General features: G+C 44.7%; 19 protein-coding genes. 5 read left to right on the top strand and 14 right to left on the bottom strand.

All coding sequences use genetic code 11. The annotated features are described in order from the left end of the window. Positions 1-3 precede the first annotated feature (3 nt). The 9 genes from IH879_02225 to IH879_02265 form a co-directional block, all read right to left on the bottom strand. On the bottom strand, positions 4-402 hold the full coding sequence (locus IH879_02225) for a transcriptional repressor (GenBank protein MCH7673753.1): 399 nt from the start codon (positions 400-402) through the stop codon (positions 4-6). Positions 403-466: 64 nt separating this feature from the next. Beyond that, the gene (gene hemN, locus IH879_02230) at positions 467-1843 is read right to left on the bottom strand and encodes an oxygen-independent coproporphyrinogen III oxidase (GenBank protein ID MCH7673754.1); all 1377 of its coding nucleotides are present in this window, start codon (positions 1841-1843) and stop codon (positions 467-469) included. 10 nt (positions 1844-1853) lie between these two features. Continuing rightward, on the bottom strand, positions 1854-2912 hold the full coding sequence (locus IH879_02235) for a uroporphyrinogen decarboxylase (protein MCH7673755.1): 1059 nt from the start codon (positions 2910-2912) through the stop codon (positions 1854-1856). After that, entirely contained in the window at positions 2890-3681 is a 792-nt protein-coding gene (locus IH879_02240; GenBank protein MCH7673756.1) for a uroporphyrinogen-III synthase, read from the bottom strand. Before IH879_02240 ends, IH879_02235 begins: the two co-directional genes overlap by 23 nt. A gap of 1 nt (position 3682) precedes the next feature. Then, the gene (hemC, locus tag IH879_02245) at positions 3683-4552 is read right to left on the bottom strand and encodes a hydroxymethylbilane synthase (protein MCH7673757.1); all 870 of its coding nucleotides are present in this window, start codon (positions 4550-4552) and stop codon (positions 3683-3685) included. A gap of 47 nt (positions 4553-4599) precedes the next feature. Beyond that, entirely contained in the window at positions 4600-5898 is a 1299-nt protein-coding gene (locus IH879_02250; GenBank protein ID MCH7673758.1) for a glutamyl-tRNA reductase, read from the bottom strand. A 618-nt stretch (positions 5899-6516) separates the two neighbouring features. Next, the gene (locus IH879_02255; GenBank protein ID MCH7673759.1) at positions 6517-6735 is read right to left on the bottom strand and encodes a hypothetical protein; all 219 of its coding nucleotides are present in this window, start codon (positions 6733-6735) and stop codon (positions 6517-6519) included. Further along, positions 6720-7121 (bottom strand): hypothetical protein, encoded by a 402-nt coding sequence (locus tag IH879_02260; GenBank protein ID MCH7673760.1) that lies wholly within the window; start codon positions 7119-7121, stop codon positions 6720-6722. The genes IH879_02255 and IH879_02260 overlap by 16 nt, the downstream gene beginning before the upstream one ends. A gap of 158 nt (positions 7122-7279) precedes the next feature. Next, on the bottom strand, positions 7280-9499 hold the full coding sequence (locus IH879_02265) for an SLC26A/SulP transporter family protein (protein ID MCH7673761.1): 2220 nt from the start codon (positions 9497-9499) through the stop codon (positions 7280-7282). Between the two features lie 276 nt (positions 9500-9775). On the opposite strand from IH879_02265, the gene IH879_02270 reads away from it, so the two are divergent. After that, positions 9776-10696 carry a pyrroloquinoline quinone biosynthesis protein PqqB gene (locus IH879_02270; protein ID MCH7673762.1) on the top strand — a complete coding sequence of 307 codons (921 nt, stop codon included), beginning with the start codon at positions 9776-9778 and terminating at the stop codon, positions 10694-10696. 145 nt (positions 10697-10841) lie between these two features. Here the strand turns inward: IH879_02270 and IH879_02275 are convergent, their stop codons facing one another. From IH879_02275 to IH879_02290, 4 genes are all read right to left on the bottom strand, one after another. Then, on the bottom strand, positions 10842-11561 hold the full coding sequence (locus IH879_02275; protein ID MCH7673763.1) for an outer membrane beta-barrel protein: 720 nt from the start codon (positions 11559-11561) through the stop codon (positions 10842-10844). A 536-nt stretch (positions 11562-12097) separates the two neighbouring features. Further along, complete coding sequence (locus IH879_02280; GenBank protein ID MCH7673764.1) at positions 12098-12319, bottom strand: LytTR family transcriptional regulator; 222 nt, start codon at positions 12317-12319, stop codon at positions 12098-12100. 307 nt (positions 12320-12626) lie between these two features. After that, entirely contained in the window at positions 12627-13541 is a 915-nt protein-coding gene (locus IH879_02285) for an alpha/beta hydrolase (protein ID MCH7673765.1), read from the bottom strand. Between the two features lie 99 nt (positions 13542-13640). Continuing rightward, complete coding sequence (locus IH879_02290; GenBank protein ID MCH7673766.1) at positions 13641-14120, bottom strand: antibiotic biosynthesis monooxygenase; 480 nt, start codon at positions 14118-14120, stop codon at positions 13641-13643. A 236-nt stretch (positions 14121-14356) separates the two neighbouring features. Here IH879_02290 and IH879_02295 point away from each other — a divergent pair, with 236 nt between their 5' ends. Next, the gene (locus tag IH879_02295) at positions 14357-14989 is read left to right on the top strand and encodes a c-type cytochrome (protein ID MCH7673767.1); all 633 of its coding nucleotides are present in this window, start codon (positions 14357-14359) and stop codon (positions 14987-14989) included. A gap of 4 nt (positions 14990-14993) precedes the next feature. Further along, complete coding sequence (locus IH879_02300; protein ID MCH7673768.1) at positions 14994-15857, top strand: hypothetical protein; 864 nt, start codon at positions 14994-14996, stop codon at positions 15855-15857. 12 nt (positions 15858-15869) lie between these two features. Here the strand turns inward: IH879_02300 and IH879_02305 are convergent, their stop codons facing one another. Then, the gene (locus IH879_02305) at positions 15870-17078 is read right to left on the bottom strand and encodes an HDOD domain-containing protein (protein MCH7673769.1); all 1209 of its coding nucleotides are present in this window, start codon (positions 17076-17078) and stop codon (positions 15870-15872) included. A gap of 415 nt (positions 17079-17493) precedes the next feature. On the opposite strand from IH879_02305, the gene tadA reads away from it, so the two are divergent. Together tadA and IH879_02315 are read left to right on the top strand one after the other, a co-directional pair. Beyond that, positions 17494-19071 carry a Flp pilus assembly complex ATPase component TadA gene (gene tadA, locus IH879_02310; protein MCH7673770.1) on the top strand — a complete coding sequence of 526 codons (1578 nt, stop codon included), beginning with the start codon at positions 17494-17496 and terminating at the stop codon, positions 19069-19071. Positions 19072-19094: 23 nt separating this feature from the next. Continuing rightward, a partial coding sequence (locus tag IH879_02315) for a type II secretion system F family protein (protein MCH7673771.1) occupies positions 19095-19932 on the top strand: 838 nt, incomplete at its 3' end.

Here is a 19932-nt window from a genome sequence, read left to right on the forward strand (position 1 = left end):
TCCTCAATTCAAACACTCATCACATTGCCCGTAAAATTCCAGTCTGTGATTATTGACCTGATAGTTTGTTGCTTCCTCCACTTTGCGGTTTAACCCGGAGTTGTGCTCCATCTCAATATCTTTGATCGCTCCGCACGATTCACAAATAAAATGGTAATGCGGATTCACATTCCCATCATATCGATCAAATGTACTGCCAAATTTCAGTTCTTGAATACAGCCCTGTTCAACAAGAATGCTCAAGTTTCTGTACACGTTCCCGAGGCTTAAAGAGGGAAATTCGTGCTTGAGCTTCTCGTAAATCCAAGAAGCCGTCGGATGACTCTTGGTAGCTTTTAAGAGACCTAAGATTTTTTGCCGCTGCTTACTTTTGCGGTATTGTTTTTCTCCTCCGGTGTTCACACCAATTCTTTCCTTATCCTAAATACTGAAGCTGCTACAATATATTTCTTTCCCTAAATTTCGTTTAGACCGTTCTTGAATAGAGCGGCCCGCTTTGCTTCTTTTGAGCAAGATATTTGTCGAAAACCATGGTGATGTTTCTGATCAACAGGCGTCCCATGTCGGTCACCGCGATCAGGTCGTTGGCCAATTCGATGAGACCATCTGCCGCAAAATATTCCAATTCGGGCAAAGCGTCTGCAAAATACCGGTCAAAATTGATCTGAAATTTTTCTTCGACTCGCCGTTTATTCAGCTCGAAGTCGCACATCAGCCTCATGATCACATAGCGCCGCAAGCGATCGTCCTGCGTTAAACGATAGCCTCTTTGTGTGGCCAACTCGTTTTTGTCAATGGTCTGATAATAGTTCGGAATTTCCTTTATATTTTGCGCATACACATCCTGAAGCTGACTGATGCTCGACATGCCCAGGCCGTATAAATCACAACCCGATTGCGTGGAATACCCCTGAAAATTGCGGTAGAGGGTTTTCTCGTATAAAGCTTGAGTTAACGAATCATCAGCTTTGGCAAAATGGTCCATGCCGATGTAAACGTACCCTACCGAAGTCAACTTTTCGATGGTGGCTTTTAAAATGCAGAGTTTTTCGCTGGCTTTAGGCAAGGTCGTGTTCTCGATGATGCGCTGATGTTTTTTCATCCACGGCACATGAGCATAATTGAAAACGGCAAGCCGATCCGGAGAGACATCGATAATTCGGTCGAGTGTGCGGCTAAACGAATCGACTGTTTGGAAAGGCAGTCCGTAGATCAAGTCCAGATTGATGCTGTCGAAGCCGCGCGCACGCAAACCCTGAAATGCCCAGCGGGTCAATTCTTCTGATTGCAATCGGTTGATCGTTTCCTGAACCTTTGGCTCGAAATCCTGAACTCCCATACTGGCGCGGTTGAATCCGACCTCGTGCAGCGCATCCAGATGTGCATCAGTCAGGCCTCTCGGATCGATCTCCACGCCAATTTCAGCGTCCCGATGAAAATCAAAATGCTCACGGATGCCGTCGAACAGACGACGAATCTGCTCGGGACTCAAGTACGTGGGGGTGCCGCCACCCCAATGCAATTGCGCGACTTGACGGCCACTTTTGATTTTCGAGCTAATAAGCTTAATTTCTTTAAGCAAATAATCAATGTATTCATCGATGCGCTGGCGGTTGTGAGTAATGATCATGGTGCAGCCACAAAAATAGCACAGGGTGTCGCAAAACGGCAGGTGGAAGTACAAGGAGAGATCGACTGGATCGTAGTTCTTATTGGTGCGACGGATTTCTTCTTGAAATTCCTGCTGACCAAATTCAGTAGTAAACTGTGGCGCCGTAGGATAGCTGGTATAACGCGGACCCGGCCGGTCGTACCGGCGCAGCATCTCAATATCGACAATCATTGGTTTAGATTTATTTTTGCTCATGAAACTTCGGACTCTCTTCTTTCACAAACTGCACCATAGCTTGGGCATGCTGCACCGGCGTTTGCGGCAAAATACCGTGACCTAAGTTGAAAATGTGTCCCGAACCTTTGCCCGCCTTTTCCAGCACATGAATCACTTCCGCTTTAATGCGCTCCACCGGGGCAAATAGGGCACAGGGGTCTAAATTCCCTTGCAGTGCCACTTTGCCATTCACCCGCTTCTTGATCTCCGCCAGGTCCTCCCGCCAGGAAATGCTCAGAACGTCCACGCCGATGGCAGCAAGGGCTTCCACGGAATGGCCCGCTTCCCGCGCGAACACGATGATGGGAGCGCCGTGCTGTTTCACGCGTCGTACCACTTTATTTAGGTAAGGCAGCGAAAACAGGCGATAATACTCCGGCATCAAAATTCCGGCCCAGCTATCAAAAATCTGCACCACATCGGCTCCCGCTTTGATTTGGCCGACCAAGAAATCCGCCACCGCAGTTGACAGTTTATCCAGCAAGGTTTTCAGGAGCTCTGGCCGGGTATACATCAAAGTCTTGATCTGAGTAAAATCTTTCGAACCATGCCCTTCAATCATATAAGCCGCCAGAGTCCACGGTGCGCCGGCAAAACCGATGATGGGCACATGACCGGCCAGCTCTGTGCGAACCCGTTTAATTGCCTCAAAAACATAGGTTAGCTTTTCTTCGACATCGACAGGGGATAGCGCTTCAATATCTTTTTCATTTCGCAGCGGTCTCTCAAAAACCGGTCCCCGCCCTTCAAAAAAATTTAAATCCATCCCCATCGCTTCAGGAATCACCAGAATATCGGAAAAAATAATCGCCGCGTCGACACCCAAAATATCCACTGGTTGCAGCGTAACCTCCGCTGCTAATTCCGGAGTACGACACAGGGTGAGAAAATCTACTTTCGCGCGTACCTTCTGATATTCGGGCAAATAGCGCCCTGCCTGTCGCATGATCCAAACAGGGGTCCGTGGAATCGGCTCCCTCCGACAGGCTCTGATCAAGAGGTCATTCTGTAATCGCTGGCTCACTGAAGTACTCCGAAATGGCTTCTACGAATTCGGCAACCGTGGATTTTTGCGCTAAAATGTCCACCGAGAAATCGTGTTTTGCAATCGCATCTGCGGTAACGGTCCCAATTGCTGCGACGGCACAGCCATTGCGCTTGCAAACAGTTAGCTTTTCCTTACCAAATACCGCAAGGAAATTCTTAAATGTCGATGGACTCGTAAACGTTAATAAATCTATCTGCTTTCCATCCATTTTCTCTGTTGGATTTTCTGCTTTGGGAGCCTGGATCTTATAAACCGCGACAACATCCACGTTTGCTCCGTAAGCCCGCAGCCCCTTTTCCAGGATGTCTCTGCCCCCCTGAGCCTTCGGAATTAGAACATTTTTCCCGCTCATGTTCAGATCGTGAAAAGATTGCACAAGCCCTTCCGCGTTAAACTCCTCAGGCACAAAGGTCACCCGGACACCGAATCTCCTGAGCTCAACCTCCGTGCGCTCACCGACCGCTGCAATTCGCCTAGCGTTTAAATCTGCGGCGCTTTTCTTTCTTTCGTCCAGACGCTGGAGAAAGAATCGAGCACCGTTCGTCGAAGTGAATACAATCCAATCATAGTCAAAGAGATTCTCGATGGCCTCATCGCACGCTTGCCAGGAGTCAGGCTCGATGAATTCAATGGTCGGAATGTGGATGACTTCGGCGCCGGCACAGATTAAGGCGGCTATTAGCTCCTGAGCTTGCTCAGCTGCACGCGTGACCACCACGGTTTTTCCGGTTAGCGGTTTTTTCATATCAACTGTTGATTCCCGATTTCTCGAGGAGACTTTCGGCCAGTCGCGAAGCCAGGTCCATCGCCTCCTCAAGGGTTCCCTCTAATTGGTCTCTATGAAAATCTTTACCGTGCTCATTGGCAGAAAAACCTTGCAGAACGACTTTGCCACTCCGAACGCGACAAAACGCGGCCATGGGGGTCTGGCAGCCGCCGCCCAGGTGCTCTAAGAACAATCGCTCCGCTTTGACCGCGATTTCGGTTTCACGATCGTTCAAAGGTGCAATCAGATTTCCGGTCTCCTCATCATCCTGTCGAATTTCAATACCTAACGCCCCCTGACCGACTGCCGGAATCATCAGTTCGCAACTCAAGAACTGCTGAATTCGATCTTGCCATTTTAAGCGAGCCAAACCCGCAGCGGCCAAAATAAGGCCGTCGTAATCGCCGGTTTCAGCTTTCTTGAGGCGCGTGTCGATATTGCCGCGAATATCGATGACATCAAAGTCGGGGCGAACCTTCAACAACTGTGCTTTGCGGCGCAAGCTGCCGGTGCCAATTTTCGCGCCTGCAGGCAATTCTTCCAGGTTTTTGTGCAGCCGGGTAACCAGGACATCTCTGGGATCAGCCCTTTCGGGAATGGCCCCTATCATCAGATCCGGCACCGATTCCGTGGGAAGGTCCTTCATACTGTGGACGGCCAAATCGATTTCGCCATCCAGCAATTTCTCTTCGATCTCTTTGACAAAAACACCCTTGCCCGGCATCAGGGTCAAGGAGGTGTCCAGAACCTTATCGCCCGTGGTAACAACTTCTAAAACCTCGATCTTCAATTGTGGATGAATGTGGAATATTCGATCGATCACCCATTGCGTCTGAGCTTTCGCCAGCATACTGCGGCGCGTGCCAACGCGGAGGACTTTTTTGGAATTTCCCGGGCTCACTTATTTTGTGGATAGTCTTCTAAATCAAACAAGTTTTGAACTGCCGCGGCATAATGATCTCCATTGCCTTCAGATGCTTCTTCTCTTAAGCGGGTCAAAGGTTGGTGCAGAAGTTTATTGACAATTCTGCGGCTTAAATCTTGCATTACTTCGGCGTCCTTATCTGAAAGCGTGCCTTTAAATTTTCGGAACGCACGCTGCAATTCTTGTTCGCGAATTTTTTCCCCTCTGTGACGCAACTTGGTTATTACAGGCTTAGCTTTCAGAGATTGATACCATGCCATAAAGTTGGCAACCTCTTCATTGATAATGTCCTGGACGCGATTGATTTCGCTGCAGCGGCGCTCAAGGTTCTCCTCGATTTGAGTCTCTAATTGGTCAATATTATAGAGTTGAATGTTAGGAAGTTTGCCGATTTCCGGCTCAACATCTCTGGGCACAGCGATGTCGATTATAAGACGGCACCGTTCTCCGTATTTTTTCAGCACATTTTTCATTGCTTCCAAAGTCAAAACGGCATGAGGTGCACCGGTAGAGCAGATTACCACGTCTGCTTCTCCAAGGGATTCCTGCAAGCGATCGAAACTTAAAGCTCGAACATGAAACTTTCCCTGAACGTTTTTGGTACGTTCTTGACTTCTATTGATGATGGTTACATTTTGAGCGCCAAGTTGAAATAGTGTTTTAATGGCAATCAAACTCATTTCACCGATTCCGATGATGAGTATGTTAAGATCTGAAATATCTGGAAACGCCGTTCGCACTAAATTAACCGCTGCTCCGCTGATCGATAGAAAATGTTTGCTTATTTCAGTTTCGGTGCGGGCTCGTTTCCCCACCCTTAGCGCACTTCCAAATAGAGTTGAAAGCAACACCCCTGCGGTTCCAGACTGCTGCGCCAATTCAAAAGCTTCTTTCACTTGACCTTGAATCTGACTTTCGCCCATCACCATGGAATTGATGCCACTGGTGACACAGAACAGATGCTCTATAGCGCTACGATTTGATAATGTATACAAATAACCTTCAAAATCTTTAGGGTGGATCTGATGAAAATCTGAGAGAAATGATTTGATTTTGCCTGCTGCAAGTTCAGCGTCATTTCTTACAGCATAAATCTCCACCCGATTACAGGTGGAGAGAATGACCGTTTCAGGTACTTCAGAATTTGTGCTACCATTGTTTTTAGTTAGTTGTGAAAGTGCTTCAATGACTCGTTTTGACGAAAACGCTAATCGCTCTCTTATTTCGATAGGCGTGTTTTTGTGATTAAGTCCAAGTAAAAAAAAATCCATGAGTAGTCACATTTTGTGCAAGAACAAAGTTTTTGTTTTATAATATTTGGAACAATTGTTATCTTGTTCAAAAATTATACCAGGCTTTTGCAGAAAATATTTTTTAGCAAGGATCTAAAGTGGGTTGTAAATTTTCAATTTAAGTGTTTGAAATTTATAGCCTTAAGAAAAGGACCGAATTGACAAATTTCGTTTGGCATATAAGCCACTTAAAAAACAGGGTCGCGCGTGTTTTTCAATGTGAAAAACATATTTTTAATTTTGAAAAAACGTAATTAAGGTGAGTAGCTGCTTTGAGGCTGGAAACACAACACAGAGCACAGCAGAAAAGAATTCCAGGGTTGTACGCTACAACAAGAAATGGGATGCCTATTAAATTGCAGCCGATGAAAGAGACCAAATTTTTATTTTTCTGGGCTTTGATTATCGCAAGGATAATTCAATTACTTTAACGTTGATTTTGTCACTATAAACTACGATCTTTTGTGCCACATTCATTACAGTAGAAATGTATTTTGCCATCTGAACCAAGCATGACTATTTGCTTGTGGTTATTCTCAGGAACAGCTCAATTTCCTTTTGCGAAACGATTGAAGAGAACCGCTGGCCAACTTCTTCTTAAGTCTTTTCCTGCCGTACGGATAGGCCGTACGAATCCACCACTCGGTCGGCGCCCGACTCGGAGTATTCGGCAGACACGAGCTTCAAAGCTACGAGAACATGACGATTGGCGGAAGGGACGAACCCAATAAACCTCGCCAAAGTGACCCGTGCAACCAAAACCAGGTGCCCACTCAACCAAATCAGAAAAGCAAAGCTGCTCACGATGTGAACCATATCCACGTATAAAAAATCCCCTTTTGGTTTAAATCAAAAACAAGTGGAAATCCTGAAATAATAACAACGCAGATTGTTAAAAAAGAAAAGAGGCCGATTTTGTAATGAAATTGTGCAGCGTATTTCCTAACCGCGAAATAGTGTTGCCACTGGTAAATCGCATACGGTAGTAAAGCCGCAATTCCCAAAATCCAGTGAACGGTTGCAAGTGCGGTCGAGCTTCGTAAAAATTGTCCAAAAAAAACAGCAAGAAATCCGGAAAGAGATTCAAAAAACAAGAAGCTAAAAACGATTAACAGCAGGGGAGACTTCCATTTAGAAAGGGGTCTTTTGGTTTTGCCATTCTTGAGAAATTTCTCTAAGTTTCCTTTTTGGTCGGATCTCATTTTTCATATTAAGATAAGAATTTTCTTGAAAAATTTCAAACTTGAAAATTTTATTTAGGCTATTGATAAATCTAAGGAGATAAAGATGATGGTTATCTTGAAGGTGGTGCGTAAAACATTTCCGAAGCATCCAAACCTTCGAAAGGTTCAATCCGCATTTACTCCTCCAACGTCCTCACTTCGATCGTAGTCAACCGCAAGCGGTAGGAAAGTTCCCTCGCCATACCCAGGAGCATTTTTGAGGCCAGTAGCGATTCCTTTTTCACAAGATGCTGAAAATCGTCCACAGTCATATAAAGCAGCTCGGTTTCAGAGTCGGCGCGGACCGTTGCTGAGCGGGGCTGCTGTTCGAGGATGGCCATGTCGCCAAAAAAGACGCCCTCGCCAAATGTGGCCAGTCGGCGGGCACGGCCGTTTTGGGAAAGTTTGGCAATCACGCTTACTCCGCCGGAGAGAATGAAGTAAATTTTGTCCCCCGGATCGCCTTCCTGAAATACGATGTCGGATTTCTTAAATTGAAGAGGGTGCATATATTTTTTAACCTTTTGCAACTGCTTCGGTGTTAAGTCTTTGAAAATATCCAGGCTTTGCATGGTGATTTTTTCCGGCGGGATTTGTGTCGCTTCTAATTCTGTCTGAATTAAGACGTCTTCAGCCCACTCCTGTGCCAGGTCGGTATCCGGGAAAATATATGCCGGGCCAATCACCTCGATTACACCCACGTCTTGCATGAGTCTTTTCATGTGTTCTTTGTCCTCATCCCCGGGCATATCCAAATAGCTGATTGCCAAAAAGTTGCCTTTCTCGTGAACGCGATCAACGATTTGTTTCAGGAGCTGCGCACCGGTGAGGTCGATGGTGTGTACACGCTTGAAGTCGAGAATAATACAGAAACTGTCGAGGTTTTTTTCTAATTCTGCGAGCAGTTTGTCGCAGGTACCAAAAAAGAGCGAGCCGTTCAGCTCGTAAACTTTGATCAAGTGACCTTTCTTCTCGAGGATTTCCGTGGCCGCGTGGCTGCGAACTTTTTTAGAGCGAATCAGGTCGCCGGTGTACATTCGGCGCACAATGTTCTTGCCGATTTGCTCTTTAATAAAAAGAAAAGCCGTAATGACCAAACCGATTAAAACCGCGATAATCAAATCAATAGCCACTGTAATTACCGTAACCGCGACGATAACAAGCAGATTTCCTAACGCGGATTTTTTTCGGGAAAGATTGATGCTTTCCGACTCAATCATTGAGACGGAGGTAATGAGAAGAATCCCTGCCAGCACCGACATGGGAATCCATTGTACCATATTCCCCATAAAAAGAACAACAAGCAAAACGATGACACTGTTCACAACTCCTGCAAGAGGAGTTCGTGCACCCGCATTGACATTGACCATGGTTGCGAGTGTCGAGCCTGCAACCGGCAGCCCGCCAAAAGCAGCAGAGGCGACATTCCCGATTCCCTGACCGAATAGTTCCTTGGTGCTGTTATGTTTGGATTTGGTAGCCATATCGGTGACCACGGAAGTTAACAATGTATCGATTGAAGCGAGAATGCTTAAGGTCAAGGCGGGAATAATTAAGGCAGTCAGTTTTGACACGGGGATTAGAGCGCTCACACTAAAGAAATTCATCACTTGTTTTGGGGTCGGAAAAGCGCTGGGGATATATCCGATGATTAAAGGGTTGTTTTCAATTTGCAGCAGGGAGGGATTAAAAAATTTTCCAATTGCGAAGTAGGCGGCGACGCCACATAGCAGTCCGACCAATGAACTTGGAACAGCTTTGGTTATTTTTTTTGCCGTCAACATCATAATGATGGTCACCGCGCCGACAATTAAAGTTTCATATCGAAAATCTGCACTCCCTGAAAAAATTGCCAGAAGATTCGTGTCTTCAGAAACGCCAAACAACGGCCGCAATTGCCCGAGAAAGATAATAATGGCAATACCATTCATGAAACCGGCGATGACCGGGTAAGGAATAAATTTAATAAGTTTACCGCCGCCCACAGCTCCCATGATGAGCTGCAGTAATCCGGCCATTAAAATGGTCATGGAAACCAGGACTAAAATCACCATGACCTGGTTTTCACCCAAAGCGGCAATTTCCGGATCCTTTAACAGGGTAGCAATAATAGAGGTAACCATCACCGACATCGGCGCGGTGGGAACGGCAATTTGTCCGGGTGTGCCGCCAAAAATGCTGGTGAGAATGCCGGCAACGATAACGCCGTAAAGTCCGGTCAGTGCGCCCTGAGCAATGTATTCTTCACCGAGCGGCGCAAACGCCACCACACCAAAGGCGATCGCCAGAGGCAGCGCAATTACGGATGTGGTGATACCCCCCATGATATCGCCTTTAAGGTTGGAAAAAAGTTTCACCCGATGATGCCTCCTTAAATTTTAAAACTTAATTAGCCGGATGTTGCGGCCGCAGGTGTGGTGCATAGCTTGTTTATAATATAGCAAATTTTTCAAAAGGTGCGGAAAGAGTCAAATCATAAATCTGTAGGGTATTGAATTATCGGTTGAAATTTGGCTAAAAAATGTTACATTGCACGCGGATTGAAGAATCACACTGATAAAAAACAAATTATATCTTAACTGGAGGTTTTAATGTCTATCCTTTTTTTAGTATTTCGTTCACTGATAGTTTTTATGCTGATTGGAGCCGGTTCAAGTCGGGGTCAAATTATTTTTCAGGAAAAAGCCGCTTCGCCTTACTTAGTTGTCCTCGGTATTGCCCAGGACGGCGGGGTTCCTCAAGCGGGTACCAAGAAACATTCCGGTTGGGAAGACAACAGATTTAAACGACATGTTGTTTGTCTTGCTTTAGTTGACCCGGTGAGCAAAGAGCGCTGGATGTTCGAGGCAACCCCTGACTTCAGAAAGCAGCTTCACAATTTGGATAAAATAGCTCCGGTAGATGAAACGCCGGGGTTGATGGGCATTTTCCTGACCCATGCCCATATTGGGCATTACACCGGCCTTATGTTTCTCGGTCACGAATCAATGGGAGCGCAGGGCGTGCCTGTCTTTGCAATGCCCAAAATGTTTGAATATTTGAGCACGAACGGTCCCTGGGCTCAACTGGCTCGTTACAACAATATTGCTTTGAAAAAGCTAAAGCACGGCACTCAAATAAAGTTAAATGACCGTCTAAATGTAACGCCGTTCTTAGTGCCGCATCGGCAGGAATATTCGGAAGTGGTTGGCTACCGAATTGATGGACCCAATCACTCCGTGCTTTTTATCCCCGATATAGACAGTTGGGAAGAGTGGGATGATTGGGGCACTCGAATTGAGGAGATGATTGCCGAGGTCGATGTAGCTTATTTGGATGGATCTTTCTTTGCCAACGGTGAGATACCCGGCCGCGACATGTCCGGATTTCCGCATCCGTTTATCTCACATAGTATGAAGCGTTTTGCTTCTTTGCCTTTAAAAGAACGTCAGAAAGTTCGCTTCATTCATTTGAATCATACAAACCCTGCTTTGATTCCCGGCAGTAAAGCTCGCCTTGAGATTGAGAAGAATGGTTTTCGAGTTGTAGAGGAAGGGGAGAGAGTTGAGCTATAGTCTTTATCACTACAATCGTAAAAAGCATCCTCGCAGTTTACCCTGAGCCCGTCGAAGGGCTTCGGAATGGCGACTGAAAGCGTCGGGCTTCCCCTTCGGAATTGAGTCGCTCTATAGCGCCTCCTACAAGCAGAACTATCCTGGCCTACAAATTTAGCTTCACACCGACCGTCGCATTCAAACCATTGAGAGAAGTATTTACTTCCTTAACTATAATATTATAACTGTAGTTAGTCGTCGGGACTAGTGTGGCAGTTAGTACCGGATAATTGCTAATCATATAACCAGCTTCCACAAAGAAGTTCATTTTGCGGGCGGAGAAGAGGTCTGCGCCGACAATGGGCTTAAATCCAAACTCTCTGAAAGTTTCTTCACCAGACTGTTTAAAACCGAACACAGTTTGACTACTCGTCTTATCTCTGATAAAGACAACGCCAAAGCCGGCGCCAAAGTAAACTCGAATGCTGCTTCCTAGCTGACTCAAATAGTATTTTCCATCGAACATGAGGGTCCTCACCTGGATCTCTTGATTTTGTCTCTGGGGAATACGCATCCTCGGGTCAATAAAGCCGGCGAGGGGAGGAGGGGGGGTTATGGAAGCCTCTTCCGACCAATGAGTCACCTGTAAGCGGACGCCCAAATTTGTTGACAATTGGTATCCTACAAAGCCGCCAAGCAAAAAATTCCCCTCAAGCTTGTCAATATCGGTGCCATCGCTGTAGGTTACTTCATACCTCTCGTTTACTTCAGCCAGTACAGGCCTGTAAAAAGCGCCCATGCCGCCGATAGATAATTTTCCCTGGCCAAATAGACTAAGCGGCATCAGTATGCTAATTGAAATCAGTGAAATAATTATTTTATTCATGGCTCTCTCCCTCTTTACCTGAAAGTTCAAAAGTTGTACATTCTACAACGAAGGTTTGGTCGTCAAAAATGACTATAATCGCACGGTTGGTTTTCATCTTCCCTTCTTCTAATTTAATGAGAATTTAAACACTGTATTTTCTAATAAGAGAAATTAACTTGCAATTTTCTCTCACTTTTCCTGGCACTGCATTCTGCCTTACATTAGATTATTCGGCCGAATGATTAAACAAAACAAGCCAATTAGTCGGAATAAACCTGTGTTTTGTCATTGCTTTGATGACAGTAATTATTACAAATCAAAAAGGTTAAAGTTGTTTTCAATAGGGAAAGACATTTGAGTTTGTCAGGCCTAGTTACCTGAAAGTTCGATTATAAAAAACATTATATTATGCACCTGTGTCTTTACATGGTAGCCTGAGCGGGGAGACGAACTTCAAAAAGAAATTAATACCAAATTTGTCAAGAGAAATTTGGTATTAAGAGGTTACCTCCAAAACGCCAAGCCAGCTTGCGAAGTAGAAGAGGAGCCGGAAGTTAGCCCAACCTTAATTTCACTCTTGAATTGCAACTCACAGGAACCTCGGTTTTCCGTTTGTCTTTCATCCGGGCATGATAACTACCCATGTGCAATTTTTTAATTTCCTTGAGATAATTTAAGTTGATGATGGCAGACCGGTGCACACGAACAAAATCGTCAGGAGGGAGGTCGGCTTGCAACTGGTTTAAGCTCTGATTCAAAAGGGTTAGAAAACCCATAGTTAAGAACCTTTTAGGTTTGCTAACTATCTTATGCGGGCCCGTTAAACTCAACAACAGAAAGATCGAAGTTGCTATAAAGAATGTAAAAATAAAACTTGCGGCTATTTGAAGCAGCCAATTTGAATGACTCAGACTGGAAAACAGAGATCCCAAAAACAGACTAATTATGATTATAGCCACAAGGAGCCTTTTAAGATCTCTCCAGTTGAGCGCACATTTTAACCGCTCGTTTAGTTTTTTTGGCGAAATTCATTTGGTTTGCAAAGTTTATATGTTTTTTTTTGCTATCCTCTATCTTCGAAAATCAGCGCTCTAACCACAATTTCATTGTTTTCGTCACTAAATCAGCCGCGTCCTGCTGCACAAAATGCCCTGCTTCCGGGATGGTTACCAAAGTCAAATCCTTTTCCAGCCACTCCCAGGTGCCGTTGAGGGCGTGATGCAACAAGTACTGGTCTTGCAAACCGTGAAACATGAGCACCGGTGCTTTAACTTTTATTAATGGCGCAGCAGGTGCACTGATAGTTGTAGTGCCTGCGGATTGTCGCGGATAGTTTTGTTTGTAGTAGTTCAGCATCGCCTCAAAATCCGATCGTTTGAATGCTTCGACATATTTGGCTTTAGCATCCGGGTCCTTAACCCAAGCGGCGAGACCCTCGGCAGTTAACAATTTGTGTGCCCCTTCTTTTTGAAAATCACGGGCGTATTGGCTGTTCTTTTGCTGTTCTTCGTTCTGCGCCATCTCTCTCATCAGACCACGAGGATGCGGAAGATTCAAGATGATTAGTTTTTCGGTCATTTGCGGAACATGCATTGCGAACTGCCAGGCGATGGCACCGCCCCAATCGTGTCCGACGATGACGGCTTGCTCTTCTCCCAAATGTCGAATCACAGCGACCACATCACTCACCAGAAGCCGCATGGCATAATTTTCCTGGCCTTTGGGTTTATCACTGCGATTGTAACCGCGTAAATCCATGGCCACGACTTTGTGATTTTCAGAAAGTACCTCCATTTGGTGGCGCCAGGTGTACCAGAAATCCGGAAAGCCGTGCAGCATGACAACGAGCGGGCCCTCGCCTAAACTAACATAATGGATTTTTACTCCGTTGTTATCTGCGTAGTCGTGCTTGACGCGTTTTTCGAGATCTGAGTCATTTGCAAACGCGGCTGCCACAACACCAATGCACAGAATGAGCTGCTGAAAAAATGTTTCCATAAGAACCTCCGTGGTATAAAAAAATCGTTGCGGAGATAGACGAATGATCCCCGCAACATACAGTCCTACCTGAAAAATTGGATCGAAAGAAAAGCCAATTTACTCGGTTTTGCCTTTCGGGGTATAATCCTTCATGTTCTTTACTTTAACAGCGTCTGGAGCAAATTTGCTACCTAGAAAAAGTCCGCCGCTCACCGGCGTGTAGAGTTCGATGGCAATTTGAGAAATAGGTAAATTGGTCGCCTCAAAATGCTCTTTGTCCGAAAATGTAATGGAGGCAATTACCATAATCGGGCCCAAATCGTCAGGAACATCTTTTAAAGGAGTATATTCCTGCTCATCCGGGAAGAAGGCTTCCTGAACACCCTGGTGCATATCACTGTTGTACCAGTTTAAAACCGCTTTCTTGTTTTCGAACCAGGCGAATATACATTGTTTGCCGTCCGGAGTTTGTGCGGTTTCTACGCCAATGCAGCCCTCAATTGTTTTCAGACCGCCAACCAGATCAGGGAAGCCTCTGCCATCTCTGTTAGGATGCCCCTCATCCTGGGAAAAACCGGTTTCCGTAAAAGTGAAAATGAGGGTGAGGCAAAAAAGGGGTGAACCAGGCTAATTTGAATCTTGACATTACAAATTCCTCCTTAATTTAGGATAAATAGACTTCTGCAAAAACGACCTTTTATGTCATTTCGACCAACGGGAGAAATCTTTTTACGCATATAATTGAATTAAATAGATTTCTCGCTAACGCTCGAAATGACAAATTAAGCTGTTTTGCAGAAGCCTAAAGTCATTCAGTAATGGAGGTCTTTTACATGAAAAGATTTGCATCATTATTATTGATCGGGTCACTTTGTGTTGTGGCTTTGACGGCCGCAAGCAAAACTCAAAAAAAGATGTCCAGCACCAGCAATTTACGCGTGACCCAAATTGCCGGTAAAAAGCTGTTCCAGTTAAAGAGTTGTGTGGACTGCCACACTCTAGCCCGGAAAACCGAAGGTAAACTCACACCGGTGGCCAATAAGCGCGACGATGCCTGGTTTAGCGAGCATGTCGCAAAAGAATCTCCGCTAGTTTTACAGGCGGCAAAGTCAAAACGGCGGCAAAAGCGGGTGCTTAAAAAAGAAGTTGCTGCACTCGATGATTTTCTTTATCAAAGCAAGCCAGAGGAAAAAAAGCAGATAGCCGGATTAACTGAGGATGTCTTCGGCGGCGCGTATCTTGTTTATCAAAACAACTGCATTAATTGCCATTCGATTGCCGGAGCCGGTAAAGAGATCGCACCTGACTTGACTCACATCGCTAAAGAGCATGGGGATAAAGAGTGGCTGATTAAGAATTTGATTAACCCCCAGCAGTTTGCGCCTGAATCTTTGATGCCTAAATTTGATAAGCTGCCTGAGGAGGATCTTGGAAAAATAGCCGAGTATCTCCTGACTTTAGAATAGCTCAATGCAAAAAATTGGGCTGGCGACTTGCAGTAAACTACCGCAATTGACGGATGACGATCGACTTCTCCTTAATTCGCTAGGTCAGGCCGGCGTTTCAGTGCAGCCGGTCGTTTGGGATGACAGGGAGGCCAACTGGCAGGAATTCTCCTGTGTCGTCATCAGGTCTTGTTGGGATTACCACAATCGACTCGATGAGTTTTTAGATTGGGTTGACTTGCTTGAAAAACAAAATATCCCTCTTTTAAATCCGCCCGATATTATCCGCTGGAACTGCAATAAACGCTATCTGCTCGACCTTGAAGCAAAAGACATCCTGATTGTGCCAACCATTTTTCTTCAAAGCAATTCTACTGAAAATATTAACCAGCTTCTAAAAGACCATGACTGGCAGCGAGCCGTGATTAAACCGACTGTCTCCGCAACTGCGCATCAGACCTGGCTGACTTGTTTTGATAGTCCTGACTCCGATCAAACTAAACTTGAAAAAATGCTTACAGAGTTACCTGAAGTTATGATTCAGGAATTTCTTAATGTGATTCGAATCGGCGGAGAATGGTCGTTTATATTTTTTGACGGGCGTTTTAGTCATGCGGTTGTAAAAAAGCCGCAGGCAGGTGATTTTCGGGTGCAGGATGATTTTGGCGGCACAGCGTTCCGGCAAGAACCTGGTCAACATTTGATCAAACAAGCCGAAGCGATTCTGCAGGCAATCGACGTAGTCCCGCTTTATGCTCGTGTTGATGGGATTGAAACTGACGGGAAGTTAATTCTAATGGAGCTTGAGCTGATTGAACCGGCGTTGTTTTTGGGAGTGGGTGAAGGGGCCTCGAACAGATTTGCTAAAGCAATAACTCAAAGGTTTTGAGCCCTAAATTAGTTAAAAATTCTGCGTCGCCTTTTCAAAAGCCTTCAGAAAAATATCAATGAGTTCCAGCTCTTTTAAGCCAAGCTTGCCTGCATATTCCGAAAAATTCGCCCAATCTCCTTTTTCATAGCTAACAACCAGCTCATACACATCCCGCAGCTGATTTTTCTCACCTAATAAAGCTTTTTTAATGTCATCTGCTAAAGGCAGTTTGGCAAGAATATCTTCAAGGGGTTGATCGAGTAAGGCATCAATCATAGAGAACAGCCCCATCAGAAAGAGCTCCGAAGCTCGATTCTTATTGCCAATCGGCGGCGCTATCATTTCACAACTATTGGCCCGGATCAGGGACAGCGCCAGCAGTTCCTGCGATTTGTCTTTGCCAATAATCTGCAGTGCGAAAAGGGACAACCACTTTTGGGATTCCCGAATACCCAGAAGTGACAACGCGTGTTTGATGGAACGGATTTTATTGTCGAAACCGAAATACGGCGAATTAAGATAGTTCAGCAGTTTATAAGAAAGGGATAAGTCCTGCTTCAAGACTTTTGCCAGTTCATCGAAATCAACTTCGGGTTGGTTGATCTCATTGAGTATTTGGAGATAATTTAGTTTGTAGGCCGGTACATCCTTACCGGCAATGATTCGAGGTTTGCTAAAATAATATCCCTGAAAATAGGAATAGCCATAATCCACTGCCTGCTCAATATCTTCCTGAGTCTCGACCTTTTCTGCAAGAAATTTAATACGTGATGTTCCGATATTGTGGATGACGTTGCCTCTTTCGATGCCATAGGTCTGGATAAAATCGACTTTGATGATATCTACTAAATCGATTAGGTTTTCATAACCAGGCGAAAAAACAAAATCATCTAAAACCAGTAAATAACCCAGGTCCTTCAGCTTTTTGCACGCGCTGATGATTTCCTCATCAGGTTCAATATTTTCCAGAATTTCAATAACCATTATTTCCTTTGGGAAAAAAGAAGCAACTTGATCGAGTAGTAGTTTCCTGGTAAAATTTATAAAAGCCTTTTTCCCGTTGGTCAGTGTATCCATGCCAATAGAAAGAAAGCTGTTGGTAAGAACCTGCTTTGTTCTGCTGTCGCCATCCGAGTGATCAAAAAAGTTCTGCTCGAACCCGGAGCGAAACAGGAGCTCGTAAGCATATACCTTTTGTTGCCGATCAAAAATGGGTTGCCTGGCTACGAAGACGTCCATGTGTTATTCTCAAAATCTACTTTCGATGTTATATCACTTTATCGCCTCTTCCAGTGCTTGCCTTTAACATTTACCTGAATACAGTGTTAGGCCATTAGCTGTTGGCCTTTGGCTTTTGATTTTTGAGAACTGTAGATCGTAAATCTTAGATCGTCAATCATATATCGTATATCAGATTCTGGACTCGCACATATACGATTTACGATATGCGATCTACGATTTGCGATTTTCAAAAAGAGCCTGTACTACTAATTGCCAGGAGCCAATCGCTCGATTTAGGATTTAAGTTCATGTCGCCTGATGTGGCTAACCTTTCTCTCAAGTCTTCTCGAACACCCTATAAAGGTTTGCCTGGTAAGTTCCGATAGAAGAGGATAACCTACAAACTATGAAGCAGCTAAATCAAAATTAAATAGTGGAAGTAGAAAACCCACAATCCGGTGTTATAACCACCCTTGTTGAACAAGAAGGGCTTGAACATATTGACTTGTCACAGGTCGGCGTGATTGCTCCTGAGATTTTAAATACCATACCCGCTGAAATTGCAATCAAGTATAAAGTAATTCCCTTCTCGAAAGAGAAAGACGTCGTTTTGGTGACAATGGCAAATCCCTTCGATATATTTGCCGAAGAGGCCATTCGAGCGGATACCCATTACCGCCTGAAACTTCACTTCACACCGGAAGACCAAATTGATGAGTGGCTGGGTAAACTCTATTTGCAGAATTACATCCCCGATTATGACGAAAGTTCGGCGGGAGACCACGAAGAAGATGGGCTTGATGCTAATGTCTTAAATATCGATGCTCTGGAAGAGGAGGCGGATGATGCCCCGGCGATTAAATATGTAAATAAGATTTTGGTCAATGCGATCCGGGAAAGAGCCAGCGACATTCATATTGAGCCCCAAGAAAAGAGTTTGACCGTTCGCTTTAGAATAGACGGTGTGTTGCGGGACGTCGCCTCAGCGCCGAAACAATTTCAAGCCGGGATTATCTCCCGGATTAAAATTTTGAGCTCGCTGGATATCGCTGAGCGAAGACTCCCACAGGACGGTCGAAGCAAAATTAAAATCTTCGGCCGCAATATCGATCTTCGTGTTTCCACATTACCGACTGTTTTCGGAGAAAAAGTGGTTTTACGTATTTTAGACAAAGACCTGCACTCCCTGAACATCGCCGATCTCGGCTTAGAACCTGATTTACAGGAGAAATTTAAAGGGGCCTTGAAACAGCCGCATGGCTTGATTCTGGTGACCGGTCCGACCGGTAGCGGTAAAACAACGTCGCTTTATTCAGCGCTTAATTATGTCAATATGCGGGACAAAAATATCATCACAATTGAAGACCCGGTCGAATACCAGTTGAAAGGAATTAACCAGGTTCAAGCGAAACCGGAGATCGACTTTACTTTTTCTGCGGGATTAAGATCCATACTCCGGCAAGATCCTGATATTATTATGGTGGGCGAAATTCGGGATTTAGAAACCGCTGAAATCGCCATGCGTTCGTCTCTCACCGGTCACCTGGTTTTTAGTACGTTACATACAAACGGCAGCATCCAAACATTGATGCGGCTAATTGATATGGGAATCGACCGCTATTTAATTTGCGCTGCCATTCGTCTTGTGCTGTCTCAAAGACTTGTCCGGCGTATCTGTTTTCACTGCTCTGAAAGTTACAAGTTCGATACGGCGATTTTAAAGAAATTTATTAAGAATCCCGATTATTTTGAAAATCGTGAGTTTCGGCGCGGCAAGGGGTGTGTGCATTGTGGGGGTACAGGTTATTGGGGGCGGGTTGCCATATTTGAGTTTTTTAGTCTCGATAATATAATTCGAAATATGATATTGGATAATGTGAGCATTGATGTGATTAGAAAAAAGGCTGAAGAACTTGGCATGGAAACTCTTTTCAAAAACGGGCTAAAAAAGGTTATCGCGGGCATTACCACAATAGATGAAATAATGATAGTGGCAACGGATTTGTCTTAACTTTACTCCCTAAGAATCGAAACATGGATAAAAATTCTAATATTATTGTTCAACCAGGCAGGCGGTTGAACCTCAGCAAGGAAAATTCAAAGTCCATTTTTTCACGACCGAAGGGTAAAGATGGTCAGCTCAATAAAGCCTCCGGATTAAGCGCCCTTCTAAAAACAAGCTCTAAATTAATTTCACCCAAACCGGTTAAACGGGAAGAAGTTTATGTTTTTGCGAATCAATTGGCGGTGCTTTTAGATGCCGGTGTTTCCATGCTTTCCGCTTTGTCCATACTTTCTCAGCAAACCCAGGACGCACGGTTTCGAAAAGTCATCGATCAGCTTCAAGAGGATATCAATGCCGGAGCGACAGTTACTAAAGCGTTTTCCAGCTTCCCCAATATATTTCCGCACTTGTTTGTTTCTCTGATTCGGGCTGCCGAGGTTGGCGGGCAGCTTCCTCAAATATTAAGACTCGTTTCTCATTACTTGCAAGAGCAGGACAAAGTAGATAAAAAGCTGAAATCCGCAATTGTCTATCCAAAATTTGTGTTTGGTTTCTTTATGGTGGTGTTGATCGGCATTCTTTTTGGGCTCGTGCCAAAGTTTGAAGAGACATTTAAATCTTTTGGCAGCGAACTTCCGGCACCAACTCAACTTCTCCTGGACTTCAGCCGGTTTGTAAGTGATAATCTGGTTTTTGGGATTCTCGGAATCGTGGCGTTTATTATTTCTTATAAACGTTTTAAGAAGACCGACGCCGGGAGACTCTTTTTTGATAAATTGAAATTAAAAATACCGGTTGTCGGCGATTTGACCCAGAAAGCTGCGCTTTCAAAATTTTGCCGGACCTTAAAAATTCTCATGCAAAGTG

The sequence above is a fragment of the candidate division KSB1 bacterium genome (assembly GCA_022562085.1).
GTDB lineage: Bacteria > Zhuqueibacterota > Zhuqueibacteria > Oceanimicrobiales > Oceanimicrobiaceae > Oceanimicrobium.